This is a genomic window from Candidatus Jettenia sp. AMX1, from assembly GCF_030263775.1.
GTDB classification, from domain to species: Bacteria; Planctomycetota; Brocadiia; order Brocadiales; family Brocadiaceae; genus Jettenia; species Jettenia caeni.
In genome coordinates this window covers 59,074-72,882 of record NZ_SZPP01000005.1, presented here as the reverse complement: position 1 = coordinate 72,882, position 13,809 = coordinate 59,074, and the positions used below count along the sequence as shown (strand labels likewise).

Annotated in this window: 12 protein-coding genes and 1 pseudogene; 7 read left to right on the top strand and 6 right to left on the bottom strand. The window is 40.4% G+C overall.

All coding sequences use genetic code 11. The features are described 5' to 3' along the window. Positions 1–312: 312 nt before the first annotated feature. From FBQ94_RS02045 to FBQ94_RS02035, 3 genes are all read left to right on the top strand, one after another. Positions 313–723 carry a metallophosphoesterase gene (locus FBQ94_RS02045; protein WP_007221088.1) on the top strand — a complete coding sequence of 137 codons (411 nt, stop codon included), beginning with the start codon at positions 313–315 and terminating at the stop codon, positions 721–723. Between the two features lie 116 nt (positions 724–839). Next, the gene (locus tag FBQ94_RS02040; RefSeq protein WP_007221089.1) at positions 840–1,469 is read left to right on the top strand and encodes a DUF1326 domain-containing protein; all 630 of its coding nucleotides are present in this window, start codon (positions 840–842) and stop codon (positions 1,467–1,469) included. 127 nt (positions 1,470–1,596) lie between these two features. Further along, on the top strand, positions 1,597–3,231 hold the full coding sequence (locus FBQ94_RS02035) for an alpha-keto acid decarboxylase family protein (protein ID WP_007221090.1): 1,635 nt from the start codon (positions 1,597–1,599) through the stop codon (positions 3,229–3,231). Between the two features lie 89 nt (positions 3,232–3,320). Here FBQ94_RS02035 and FBQ94_RS02030 read toward each other — a convergent pair whose 3' ends face one another. From FBQ94_RS02030 to FBQ94_RS02005, 6 genes and pseudogenes are all read right to left on the bottom strand, one after another. After that, the gene (locus FBQ94_RS02030) at positions 3,321–6,089 is read right to left on the bottom strand and encodes a DEAD/DEAH box helicase (protein ID WP_051006162.1); all 2,769 of its coding nucleotides are present in this window, start codon (positions 6,087–6,089) and stop codon (positions 3,321–3,323) included. Positions 6,090–6,135: 46 nt separating this feature from the next. Continuing rightward, a pseudogene (locus FBQ94_RS02025) lies at positions 6,136–6,572 on the bottom strand (endonuclease domain-containing protein). After that, entirely contained in the window at positions 6,569–8,479 is a 1,911-nt protein-coding gene (locus FBQ94_RS02020; RefSeq protein ID WP_007221093.1) for a site-specific DNA-methyltransferase, read from the bottom strand. Before FBQ94_RS02020 ends, FBQ94_RS02025 begins: the two are co-directional and overlap by 4 nt. Before the next feature lie 42 nt (positions 8,480–8,521). Further along, positions 8,522–9,808, bottom strand: a complete 1,287-nt coding sequence (locus FBQ94_RS02015) for a DUF2130 domain-containing protein (protein WP_007221094.1) — start codon at positions 9,806–9,808, stop codon at positions 8,522–8,524. Positions 9,809–10,075: 267 nt separating this feature from the next. Then, positions 10,076–10,192, bottom strand: a complete 117-nt coding sequence (locus FBQ94_RS02010) for a hypothetical protein (protein WP_285441955.1) — start codon at positions 10,190–10,192, stop codon at positions 10,076–10,078. Continuing rightward, positions 10,173–10,754 (bottom strand): putative DNA binding domain-containing protein, encoded by a 582-nt coding sequence (locus tag FBQ94_RS02005; RefSeq protein WP_007221095.1) that lies wholly within the window; start codon positions 10,752–10,754, stop codon positions 10,173–10,175. Before FBQ94_RS02005 ends, FBQ94_RS02010 begins: the two co-directional genes overlap by 20 nt. A gap of 286 nt (positions 10,755–11,040) precedes the next feature. Between FBQ94_RS02005 and FBQ94_RS02000 the strand changes: the two genes are divergently transcribed. The 4 genes from FBQ94_RS02000 (at position 11,041) to FBQ94_RS01985 (ending at position 13,670) form a co-directional block, all read left to right on the top strand. Continuing rightward, entirely contained in the window at positions 11,041–11,493 is a 453-nt protein-coding gene (locus tag FBQ94_RS02000) for a nucleoside deaminase (RefSeq protein WP_007221096.1), read from the top strand. A gap of 5 nt (positions 11,494–11,498) precedes the next feature. Continuing rightward, positions 11,499–11,810 (top strand): quaternary ammonium compound efflux SMR transporter SugE, encoded by a 312-nt coding sequence (gene sugE / locus FBQ94_RS01995; protein ID WP_007221097.1) that lies wholly within the window; start codon positions 11,499–11,501, stop codon positions 11,808–11,810. 76 nt (positions 11,811–11,886) lie between these two features. Further along, the gene (locus tag FBQ94_RS01990) at positions 11,887–13,146 is read left to right on the top strand and encodes a carboxylesterase family protein (protein WP_040543592.1); all 1,260 of its coding nucleotides are present in this window, start codon (positions 11,887–11,889) and stop codon (positions 13,144–13,146) included. A 125-nt stretch (positions 13,147–13,271) separates the two neighbouring features. Next, complete coding sequence (locus FBQ94_RS01985) at positions 13,272–13,670, top strand: secondary thiamine-phosphate synthase enzyme YjbQ (RefSeq protein WP_007221099.1); 399 nt, start codon at positions 13,272–13,274, stop codon at positions 13,668–13,670. The last annotated feature ends 139 nt before the right edge of the window (positions 13,671–13,809 follow it).

Genomic DNA, 13,809 nt, shown 5'->3' with positions numbered 1-13,809 from the left:
ATAATTTATGGTACTCTTTCCCTTATTCTCTTAGTATATCAGATATTTATCCGGCTTTGTGCAACAAAGCCATAATAAACTATAAGGTATCGAATTACCGGTAATTTTAAAATCGTTTCTTATCAGAAATATACTGGTAACTCAGGAAGTGGAATAGTTTCAGGCATTCTCTTTGGTTTGAGATTTTATTGTATTTTGGTAGAAAAAAAGAATATTATGACAGAAAAGTATCGTAAATAAGAATTACAAATCGGAAATTCCAAAACTGAACTTTTGTGATACATGAGAACTTCATGAAGGGAGGTTTGAAAAATGTCTGACAGAAAGAAATGTATTTTTATAAGCGATATGCATATTGGAGCGAAAAGGGTTCCGAGAGAGAGCCGTTACGCTTACGATTGGCTTAGCCCGTCAAGAACGAAGATGCTTGAGGATTTTTTAAGATATTTAGCAACAGTTAAGGATATTGAAGAGATAGTTCTCTTAGGTGATATTATGGATAATTGGGTTTATCCTGTTTATGAAATTCCTCCTACATTTGAGGAGATTATCGAATCTCCGGATAATAAACATGTTTTTGCTGCTCTTAAAGATCTTGCTGCCCGTAAAAAGGTTATCTATATGCCCGGTAATCATGATATGTTAATTACGAAAGAATGTGTAGACGAAAAATTTCCGGGTATTACTTTTGATGGAAATATAACACATAGAAATATCTTGTAACCCTGTAGTTTTTTAAAAAATAACCCCATAGGGGGGAAATGTTTATGGAAACTATTCTATTCCAGGTTTCTTTAACTTCAAATAATCTTCATTCGTAAAATACAAAGGAGGTTCCTATGCGCACAAAATATTTCATTCTTGTTGTAGCAATCATTTCTGTACTTTGGGTTGATAGCGCCATTGCCGATAAGAAGTGGAGTATGCAAGGTGTCTTTGTTGAAGGATGTAGTTGCAAGGCTCCATGTCCCTGTGAGCTGATTGGCTTAAATGAGGGGTGTAATGCTGTTGGCGTGGTATCTTTGAGTGAAGGGAATTATATGGGCGCTGACCTGGCAGGAACGAAAATCGCCTATGCAGTTGCCCCAGGTGAATGGGTTCGTATCTATGTAGATGGGAAGAATGACGGGCAGAGAGAAGCAGCCATTGGGTTAGCAAAAGGTATGTTTAGCACTTTTGGAAAGATTGAATCAACAAGTTCTGCGAACATTGACATATCAGGTATGGATGGCAGTTATACCGTAAAGGTAAATAATGGAAAGCTCATGCAACTTACCACTGAGCCTGTGCTTGGCGGAGATAATAAAACTCCAATTACTCACACAAATATCAAAAATAGATTCATTTTAGTATTCATGCAAGGCAGAACCATTTTTGGCAGCTTTCATGATGGAGAAAGGAAATTCGAATTGAAGGGCGGCAATTCATATTTTAACAATCGTGTGGGAAGTGAAGGTACATTTAAATAATCATACAGTTTTATTTTTACTAATAATCCTTTCAGCTACAATAAACACGTTCCATGGTTAGATAATTCCTGTATTACAGAAGAGTAAACAGAGGAAAATTTTACTGCACCGATCAGAGGATAAAGCAATGGAAATGAAAAACACTCTTGGCAACTACCTCATTGAGCAACTCTATAATTGTGGAGCCCGTCATGTCTTCGGTGTTGCAGGCGATTATGTGCTTCGCTTTTTCGATGACCTCGTTCATAGCAAGCTTAACGTAATCTGCACCTGTGATGAGCAGGGGGCAGGATATGCGGCAGATGCTTATGCCCGCTTGAATGGACTAGGGGTTGTATGTATTACCTACTGCGTTGGCGGGTTAAAGGTAGTTAATCCGGTAGCTCAGGCGTATGCTGAAAAATCCCCCGTCGTTGTTATAAGCGGAGCGCCCGGGATCAAAGAACGCAAAAAAAATCCGATGCTTCATCATAAAGTGCGCGACTTTGATACACAAAAGAAGATATTTGATGAAGTCACGGTTGCTTCTACCGTATTAAGTGATCCAGGAACCGCTCCTCGCGAGATTGATCGTGTTCTGAATGCAGCTCAACGCTATAAACGCCCGGTCTATATCGAACTGCCCCGGGATATGACCTCTGAGCAAGTTACCCATCAGTATGAATTCCGCGAGATGCAAGAAAAAAGTGATCCTGTTGCTCTTCAGGAAGCAGTTACAGAAGCTATAACTATGATACATGCAGCGAAAAAACCGGTTATCATCGCTGGTGTTGAATTGCAGAGGTTCGGGTTACAAAGTGAACTCGTAAAATTCATAGAAAAAACAAATATACCTGTTACATCGTTGCTTCTCAGTAAATCGGTGATCAGTGAACGACATCCTCTGTATCTGGGGTTATATGAAGGCGCAATTGGGCATGATTTTGTCCGCGAATATGTTGAATCCTCAGATTGTCTGGTATTGCTGGGAGCTCTTTTGACAGATATTAATCTTGGTGCCTTTACGGCACATCTTGATCAGGGGAGAATGATTTATGTCACGAGTGAAAAAACCGCTATTCGTCACCACAATTATGAGAATATCTATCTGCAAGATTTCATGTATGAGTTGATGAGAGCCAATATTAAACGTCAGGAGCTGAAAGGTATTCAGCATCAGGAGGTTCAGCCGTTTTCACCGGTAAAAGGGCAAAAGGTTACCGTTCAGCGATTATTCCAGTGCTTGAACTCATTCCTGACCGATGATACGGTTGTTATAGCAGACGTTGGCGATGCCTTGGTTGGCGGTTCTGATCTTGTTGTTCACCGCCGCACCGAATTTATATCTCCGGCATACTATCTTTCGCTTGGTTTTGCAGTGCCTGCAAGTATAGGAGCCCAATTAGCCAGTCCCTCTCTGCGTCCCTTAGTGTTGGTCGGCGATGGCGCATTTCAAATGACGGGTATGGAGCTTTCAACCATAGTGAGGTACCATCTTAATCCAATTGTTGTTGTCTTTAATAATTATGGATACGGGATAGAACGTCCTATGATGGACGGTCCGTTTAATGATTTGCAATTGTGGCAATATAGTCGTATCCCTGAAATAATTGGTGGTGGTAGAGGCTTTATTGTTAAGACTGAAGAACAACTGAGTGAGGCGCTCGAAGCTGCCGAAAAATATAAGGATGGTTTCTGTATCCTGGATGTCCATCTGGATAAGTATGATATGTCGCCTGCTTTACAGCGACTAACAAGCCTGTCTGCGAAGAGAGCACGATAGACCCTGCGTACTTACGTGAAGGTAAAACCGGAGAATTGAGTTTAAGGGATTGATTGAAAAAGTTGTTAGTAAGAAAAAGAAATTGTTTCTCAACTTTGATATTCATACTTCATGACAAGAGTTCCAAAACCCATATTCATGATTACAGCATTATGAGGTATCAAAATGTATTTCCAGGGTTTTCCTTCATGTTTGGTAGTGTATTCAGTTGCATACTTACAATATTGAAAGGCAGCTTGCGCTTTTTCTTTACTATCCGTTAATTCGATGTCATCTTCTTTTTTTGTTTCCACTATACAAATAGTATCAACAGTTTCCACAACAAAATCAGGAATATATTGTTTCGAATTGTGCTTCCAATATATCATGAATTGATCCGGAGCTGGTCTCATCCATTTAAGAACGGATTTATCTTGCTCTAAGATAGCAGCAAGGTCCTTCTCTGATTTAGAATCAAACTTATACAGGTTATGACAAGCCTTTCTAAAACCGCTAAATATTTTATTTAGAATGGCGCTTGTTGGAGTAATTGTTTCTGTAAAATGATGAATGCTATCTTTTGTGTACTTTGAAAAGTTATGTTCTTCAATCCTTGTAAATGGCTTTACAACGGGTTTTTCATAGCCCGGTGCCTCATAATAAAAGTGTTGCATTAACTGTGAATGAATATACTTTCCAATTTCTTTTTTATGATATTGGACAACGTTCGTACACATATCATTATCAAGATACGTTTTGAATTTTCCAACAGCTTGTTGTGCCAATGTAAATAACAAATCCGCTTGTGTATCATAATCTATTTCCGGATAATTCATAAGCTCGTTAACTATAAGATTCTCAGGCTTATCAATAATAATTCTCCCTTTATCTATACCATTTAAGATATCAATGCTATTCTCCTGCTCGCGAAGTTTCCTTATTAATATTTCCTCTGATACTGGCTGGTAATTAAGACTTTTCGTATCCAGATCAAAATCCCTGAAACCAGACTTTGTTTCATTGCTTTGTTGGATGGTAATCCGTGGAATTTCTATGATATTTCTGACGAATTCATGTACTACTGTCTCATATGCAGCTTCAACTTCCTTTATCATTTCTAGGGCAAACAAGTTTTTTTGTGGAGAACTATACATCTTTTGTTTTATCTTCTCTAATGCGATTTGTTTAATTTCAGGCTTCGTTAGTTCATGAACATTTTTAACTGCATTGTTCATTTCCGGAAGGGTTGAAAGGATTGTCTTTTGAAGCTCCAGGTTAATCAGTGCTTTTTGTTTGCTTTCCGGTTCAGTAAGATTATATATCCTTTTTTGTTCCTCTTCAAACTTCTGTTCAATGCTTGAAACAGAGGTAATAACTTCTTTTTGTTCATTCAATTCTTGTGCATCAATTACAATAATATTTTGCCGCTTAATGATAGAATCGGGTTTATTTGCTTCATCTATTATTTCCTGGAATTTATCATGAGCTACAATTGTTAATTTATCTACTTTGTCATTTCCCGTCTTTTTCCTGTAAGGCAATCGTAATCCTCTACCAATAGTTTGTTCTCGTAAAGTCAATGATGTTGCTGTCCGCAGGGGGATGATTGTGTAAAGGTTTGTTACGTCCCAGCCCTCTTTTAACATGTTAACGTGGATTACAATTTCTATTTTATTCTCAGGGTTTTCCAGAGAAATTAACTTCTCGATATTTTCATCTTTTTCTTCTCCGGACTGATTCGAATGAATCTCCATTACCTTATCTGCATAATCACCATGAAAGAATGAATTTGAGGTTATTAACTTTTTCAGGTCACTTGCATGTTCTGTATGCTGAGCAACAACTAATACGAATGGCTTGACCCGTTTTTCCTTATTATTCCTTGTGTAAATATCCAATGCTACTTTCGTGTCTTCATGAATTCGTATGCCATCTTCCAGTTTTATCCTATCCAATTCTTCATTGGAGTACTGTGCAGGATTGAAATCCTTTCTGGTGGCCACTGCGGGTTCCTTTACAAATCCATCCTGAATAGCTTTAGCTAATGAGTATTCGTAGACGACATTTTTAAATTTGATAGCACCTCCGCTTCGTTCTATCTGTGGAGTAGCTGTAACCTCTAGTCCTAAAACCGGGTTTAATTCATTAATAACCTGCATTCCTCTGTCTGCACGATAATGATGAGATTCATCCATCAACAGAACCAGATCATCAAGATTAGAAAGGTAGTTGAAATAAGAAACACCTAAATATTCCGAAAGCCTTTTAATGCGTGGAAGTTTACCGCCCTTTGTTTCGGCGTTTATCTTGGAAACATTAAATACGTTAATATGTACGTCTGATTCAAGAAAGGAAGTTTGTGGGAGGGTGTTGTAATTATCTCCTGTAATAATACGTGGTTGTTTGTGAACAAACTCACCGATACCCTGAAATACATATTTTGGGCTGGTGGGATTGGAGAAATCTTCGATCAATTTGTTATAAATGGTGATATTGGGAGCCAAAACAAAAAAGTTTCTCATGCCTTTTGACAAATACAGGTAAACTACAAATGCCCCCATAAGCCGGGTCTTACCAACCCCGGTAGCCAACGAAAAACAGATCGACGGGAAATTTCTCTCAAAATCAGTACAAGTAGGATAGGCGCTTCTTACTATCTCCAGTGCAGTAGATAAATCGCCATTTTTCTGAAGAGTCAATTTATCCATTAACTCTGCCAGTATGTTCAGGCTATCTGCCTGTGGTAGGCGAAGGCTTAAGCGATTTTTAATTGACATGGCTATGCGGTTCATTTTTTGTCCTCTCATTTTCTTTATGCATCTATTACTACCCTTTAGTAAAGAGAGGATGGGAGGTTGATTGCTCAAGTTCTTCTTCATTCTCCTCCTTGGAAAGATTCTTCTTTAAGTTCCCCTCTTTGAAAGATCACCTTCTTCGCATTCCTCTCTTGGGAGATGTCCTCTTAAAATTCCCCTCTTGGGAGGGGTTAGGGGTGGGTTCATTCGCCCTTATCCATTCCCCAATTGCAGTAATAACCCCTTGTATATTTCCCTTAACATCTGAATCATAAAATCTTAGAAACCTTACTCCAAGAGATTCCAATTTTGATTGTCTTATTCTATCTTCTTCACTCTTATTTTCATGACTGATACCATCAATCTCAATTGCTAACATCAACTCATTACAGAAGAAATCTACAATATAATTATCAATAGGTTTTTGACGATCAAAATCATGTCCCAGCAATTGCTTCCCTTTTAAATATCTCCACAAAGTACCTCTGATAAAGTACCGCTTTTTCTCAAACATCGTGCAACTTCTTTTAACTTTGGATTATATGGTAAAATAACTTTTCGTTTCATTCGAATAGTTTTCTCTGTTTATTATAGCTTTTAGAGTTATTATCTTTTTCAGACTTTTTCCTTTTGTCTGATTTACCCACCCCTAAATCCCCTCCCAAGAGGGGACTTTTATGTTTTCCATCCGAGAGGGGACTTTCTGCATTCCCCGCCTGGGATGAGTTCTTCAAATTCCCCTCCTGGGAGGGGCCAGGGGTGGGTTCAGGCAAATTAACAATATTTAAACTATAATCCTCTTTCCCAAATTTACATCTACCGAGCAACATCTTGGGGATCTTTTTTATGGTAATACTAGCGTAACGATTTGCGCAAGCTTCTTGAAAAGATTTACAACAGATCAGAAGGCTTTCATCCGGTTTCATTTCTTCGTGAATCTTATCTAAAAACTGTACCGTAATAAACTGAGTAGTGGTAAATATGTAATCCTGTTCAGTTGAACGGCCATGTTTCCAGTAAATATCCTCGTCCGGGCAGTATCTAAAACCTTCATGCTTTGCCATAGCCGCGGCAAGCATATCGGCATTGTAACGTTCATCAATAATCCAGGTGTCATGTTTATCCTTTTTTAGCAGACTTGGGGCTAAGTAGTAATACTTGAAACCACCACCACCCTGCCAACCCACCCCTATTTCCCCTCCCAGGAGGGGACTTTCTTTATTCCCCTCTTGGGAGGGGTTAGGGGTGGGTTCATTCCTTTTTCGAGGGGGGCCAGGGGTGTGTACAATTCTTGATATTCCGCCCTGATCCGTGCCGTCAATGACCTTCTTCAGTCGTAGCAAGCAGTGCGTATGGCAATGCTCGCCCAGTTCTATCCCTATCCACCTGCGGTTCATCTTATGGGCAACAGCGGCAGTCGTTCCGGAACCAAGGAAGGAATCGAGAACCCAATCACCTTCGTTCGTGGCTAATGTGAGAATGCGTTGAATTAAGCGTTCGGGCTTGGGAGTAGTAAAAACATCTTCACTATTAAAGGCTTTGATTTCTTTCTTTGCTTCCTGATTATCACCAACCTCGGTTCTAAACCAAATGGTTTTAGATACAGTGCCTTCTTGAACTTCAGATAAGAATCTTTTTAACCTTGGCATATTATTCCCTGATTCTCCGAACCAAATTCGATTGTCTTCAACCAATTCTAGAAATTTTTCTTTTGATACAGCCCAACATCGAGATTCAGTTGGATTTACTACTCTTCCAGAAGGAAGTGTTATGGGATAATCAGTATTAGGAGTGTACGTCTTAACAGACAAATCTGATGATGTCCACAATCCTCTTGGGTCATTATCAGGATTCTTATATCGGGAATCCATTTCTGCTGTTCTTGGCAACAGATTTGGTCTCCACAAATCTTTATTTTTGGCATAGACCAGGATATGGTCGTGACTGTCAGAAAGCCATTTTGCATCATTTTGAGGAGAATACTTCTTTTCCCAGATAACAGTATTTACAAAATTCTTTCTTCCAAAAATCTCATCACACAATACCTTCAGATAATGGCATTCATCATCGTCAATAGAAATCCAGAGCGTTCCGTCTGATCGTAAAAGTCGATGCAATATTTCTATTCTGGGTTTCATTAAACTCAACCAGATAGAATGCTCTAGTCCATCATCATAATGTTCAAAGGCATTGCCTGTGTTATAGGGCGGATCAATATAGATGCATTTGATTTTCCCGGCAAAATCCTGTTCAAGGGCTTTCAGGGCAAGGAGATTGTCGCCACAGATAAGCATGTTACCCACCCCTAAATCCCCTCCCAGGAGGGGACTTTTCTTATTCCCATCTTGAGAGGGGCGAGGGGTGTGCCCGTAAGACTTTCCCGGGTCTTCTATCAATATGCGCGGCTCCAGTTTCGGCTGGTTATCTTTGCCTATCCAGGTGAGCTCAAGTTTTTGAGTCTTGTTGTTGGACATTACTCTATTATTTAGCCTTCCAGTTGTTTTTTCAATTCTTCCTTACAATTTCATTTCATCTGCGCTATTACCTGGAGATTCCAATGCTTGTAAGCCCAACCCTTCAATCTCCTGTAGCGTTTTCCCCGCAATCCCCTGCAAGTCGCCATACATACCGACAGTCGCCTGCATGACACGATCAATTTGTTCCTCACGTTTGGCCCATTGCTTTGTTATTACCTTCTTCTCCTTGTCGAGGTCTTCCTGCATTGATGAGAAAGCCTCAACAATAGCCTGAACTCGTTGGCGGAATCTTGGACCGGTAAGATACTGATAGACCATCTCCATCTTGGTCTGCTGACCATCGGTAGCCTGGCGAGCTGAAGCAACCTCAATCAACGTATGGCGTAGCGTAACGGCGACGGGGAGCGCCGCTCTCGGATGTGTCACCCAAACACCGTCTATCAATTCGAATGTTTCAACACCCTTTGGGAGGGTCTGACTGACAATTACGGCAATTTCTGCCTTGGCTGCACGTTGGTCTTCTCTGAGTTTTGACAACCAGCCATCGCTCCAGTTCTTTGTTCGTTTTGATTCCCACAAGATTGTTCCACAGCATTGACCCGGTATACTTGTAACGCGATGCAATACGTCGCCTCCATGCTCTCCCTTCGGGACAGGTTCGATTATGTCATGGGAAAATTTCGCGCTCAACAGCGCTTCAATTTCAAGCGCCTGAACTTCTCCCTGGAGTTGCTGTGATCCTTGCTCAGCTTTGCGCTTAAGTTCCTCTATCTGCTTCTGCATTGCGGCGATAGTATGCTCCTTCTCCAACACTTTGAGTTTCAGTTGCTCTCCTGCTTCTTTATGCGCTTGTTCACGGACGGCGGCAAGCCCTTCCTGAATCCGCTTCTCAACCGTCAAGTCAAACTCGCGCTTTGCATCATCAAGTTCTCGCTGTTTTTTCATAACTTCAGCTTGGGTTTTTTGAGCTTCGGCAAGCTTTCCATCCCTCTGCTTGAGAATTTCCTGAAGGCTGGCAATCTCCCTGGTCTTTTGCTCAAGATCGGTCGTCAGAGCAAGTTTAGCCTTTCTGGATTCTTCGGCAGCGATCCTGGCGCGCTCCTGTCGCAGTTTCTCTGCTACTTGATTGTCTATGGCCTCTTTTTCCTTAGAAAGAGCCTCTTCTTGCTTACGAAGCAACAATTCACGCCTGGCGATATCTGCGTCTTTCTGGGCCAATCGCCGTTCATATTCGCGCCGTGCTGATTCGATCATAGGCGCTGCAAGCGATTCGGTCAGTTTAATATCAGTTTGGCATTTCGGACAGGTAATCATTGGTTCTGTCATAGGTCTCTCCTTGAAGATATCAACAAATCGGTTTTTGTAACAGCAATATTATCCATAGAAAGTTCCCTTGCCCTATCCATGTAAATTCATGTTGTCAGGGTTTGGGTATCAATACAATGCCATTAAGTTAAGAATCTGCCGTGAAACTCTCTATCACCAAAGGAAAAACAACCCCCTGAATCCCCCTTTAGTAAGGGGGAACAAACCATCAAATCCCCCTTAACAAAGGGGGACATTGGGGGTTGTTTAGCTAAAATAATCCTTAACTTAATGACATTGGGTATCAATAATCTCCCAATATCCTCCTTTGTCGGGACCGATACGGCGCAGACGTCCCTGCTGTTTAAGTGTTCGGATAGATTTTTCAACACCGGCAAGGCTCATCCCAAGTATTTCTGCAATCTCCTGTATCGTAATTGCCGAAGTCGCTCCTTTTTGCGCCGGGGAATACACCGGGATTGACTATTTCAACCCGATCATCATAAACCTCCACCATCAGACTTGTGCCTCTCATGCTGTAATCACGGTGGATTATTGCATTTGCAACAGCCTCTCGCAATGCCTCAAATGGTATCTTCTCATAGATGTCTTTGCGGTTCACGCCTTTTATCTCGCTACGGCGGTTTAAATGTTTCATAAGGAAAAGCGCCGCTGTATTGAACTGAATAAGAAGGTCATCCTGCACGTCCTGCCTGTCATAGATGTGCACACGATCTCTTCCCTTAAAGGCAATCAGTGTCATTTGCGACTGAAGGATAAACTTGCGGGGATTTTTAGCAAAGAAAAGTACGCCTGCATTGGTAATCTTGTTGTCCCGCGCTATGCTTAAGCTTGTCAGGATGTCACGTGGAACTATTTTCCTGATATTGACACCCGCTTCTTTCAGGAAATTCTGTATCTTTTCCTTTGATATGTCATCCCATGTAACATCTTTGTTGACATCCATTATTTAAGCAATATTCCATCGAATAGTAAAAAGTTCTGTTTGTTGAATTTTCTGTTTCAGCCGTGTCTCAATTTCTTCAATTCATTATTCTGTTTTATTGTCTATGTCATCCTGCTGTGTATTGTTACCTTTTCTTCAGGATCCGGCATATTTTTTGCCCCAGTTTTTCGGTATTTTATCTCTTTATTTCATTCTTTCAATTCAATTTTGTTTTTATTCGTTGTAGTTAGATTAAAGTGTATATAAAATAATACTTATGCAGATGAATGCTTTTCATGAAAAATGTATGAGGCTTGCTATACACAAGGCAAGGGAGGGTATTGAGAAAGGACAAACACCTTTTGGGGCGTGTATCGTGAAGAATGAAGAGGTTATCAGTTGTACTCATAATATCGTCTGGCAAACTATGGATATAACCGCCCATGCTGAAATGAATGCGATCAGAGAAGCATGTAAGAAATTGAATACGGTTGACTTGTCGGGTTGTGTAATTTATTCTACCTGTGAGCCGTGTCCTATGTGTTTTAGTGCTTGCCATTGGGCGAAGATCACAAAAATCATGTATGGTACACGGGTTGACGATGCAAAAAAGATAGGATTTAATGAGCTTACTATTTTAAATAAGGAGATGAAACGGTTTGGTAATAGTCCGGTTGAAATTGCCGGCGACCTTCTCCGGGAAGAGAATTTAGAACTTTTTAAAATCTGGTATAATCGAACGGATAAAAGGGTATACTGATATTTATGGCATGGATTTATCTTTTGACCGCTGGTTTTTTTGAAATTGGATGGGCAATTGGCCTGAAATATACGGAAGGTTTTACCCGGTTTTGGCCAAGTGTTTGGACGGTGTTTGCCATGATAGCGAGCTTTTTTTTCCTGTCAAAGGCCGTTACTATCATTCCAATAGGGATGGCGTATGCAATTTGGACGGGTATCGGCGCGGTCGGTACTGTAATTCTCGGTATAGTGTTATTTGGTGAACCTTCTGACCCATTCCGTATTGTTTTTATCGGTCTGATTATAGCAGGGATTGTTGGACTTAAGTTTTCTTAAGATTCTGTGTCAAATGTGCTGAATATTTCTGTGCTTTCGTGATTTGAGAGGTAATATTTCCGGATGTTTTATTATTATGTGTAGACTTTTTCTCATCATTCCATTCTTACTCATAGTCGCGCCTTTTTGCTACGGACATGAGGCTGATTCTCAAGGCCAGTTATTAATCCGCAAATACCTCGAGAGTACTCATGCAGATGAAATGGAGAATATCCTGCATGAACTGAATGGGTTACATATCAGTTTAAATACGGGTAAGGAATGGATTAAAACTTCAGCAAGCTATACATCTCAACCGTTGGGTTTACAAAGGAAATTGGTACCTATTGGGGAAAAACATGGCGAGTACTTTGTATATACCCCATCTCATTATGTGCCTGATAAATCATGGCCGATGATTCTGATACTCCATGGGGTTGGCAGCAGAGGTTACGATCCGGTGATGGCATGGTTAAGGTCATCGGCACATAACGATGAATTTATCCTTGTAGCCCCTACATACGGTCATGGGTTATGGTGGAAGGATGAGGCGGAGAGGCTTATACTTTCGGTATTTGATAAGATGAAACAGGAATACAACATTGATACCGACAGGGTTTACCTTACCGGATTTTCAAGTGGCGGTCATGGCGCATGGTATATGGCGCTTCGTTATCCCCATTTCTTTGCGGCTATAAGCCCTATTGCGGGTGAGTGTCCCATACCTTCTTTTCTGGTAAATCTGATGCATGTGCCGGTCTATATCGTACATGGCGCTCAAGATACTGTCATTCCGGCAGAAGCGGCAAGGGATGCTCTTTCAAGACTGGAGAAGCTTAACTATCGTGTTGCTTATAAGGAACTGCCTGAAATGAAACATCGGTTTCCTCTTGACGAGACCGGAGAAATTCTTGATTGGTTCCGTGCGAATGGAAGATTGCTCTATCCGAAGAAGCTGCGATTTTCCACAGAATCTATAAAATATTCTGTATCTTATTGGGTCGAAATTTTAGAATTTTCCGAGATAGTAGGTCGGGTTTCCGGAGTTCAAAAGGACATTTCAGGGCATTTAATGAGGTCTGAAGCATTGCCGGTAACGGCATCCGTTGAGGCTGACATAAAGGATGAAAATAATGAAATCTTCCTGGTAACTCAGGGTATTAAGGCTATACGCCTGTATCTTGAAAATAGACTTATAGATATGGAAAGACCCTTGAGGGTATACATTAACGGTAAGATGGTATATTCTGAAAAAGTAAATGAGAATGTACGGGTGATTCTTGATACCGTGAAGAAGAGGAACGACCGGAAAGCATTATTTTCTGCATATCTCGATTTGAAAGTTCCCTTTGAATAATTCCTTAACATCCTTTTATTCTCACTCATGACAATTAGATTTGACAAAATATCTCTGAACCATTACGATACATTTGCTTATTATTTGAATAATTATAAAAATCTAAGAGGCTCGTGACTTGTTGAATGGAGAAAATACCGGTAAAAACACAGGGAAGAACAGAGTTTGTTGATATAACGGTTGATGTAAACAGAATTGTTCAAAAATCAGGAGCTCAAGAAGGGGTATGTTATGTTTATGTGCCTCATACAACAGCCGCCGTTACTGTTAATGAGAATGCCGACCCTTCTGTCCAAAGGGATATAATAAGTGAACTTAATAAGATAGTACCCTGGGATGGCCGCTATAGTCACACGGAAGGGAACTCCGCTGCTCATATCAAATCTACCCTTGTAGGCTCATCTGTTTCTATTCCTATCTCAGATGGGAAATTAGCTCTGGGTACATGGCAGGGTATTTATTTCTGTGAATTTGATGGACCTAGAAACAGAGAAGTATTTGTCCAAGCCATGGGAAATGTATAACAAAGCATAAAGGTAAAGAAAACCCGGAAAACTTCTCCTTTCTCTATGGTAAAATCATTATATATACCAGGCTAAGTATAAACTTATTATTGCAGATATCGAAATAATCAAAGTGAATCATATACAGAGAAGGCAAAAA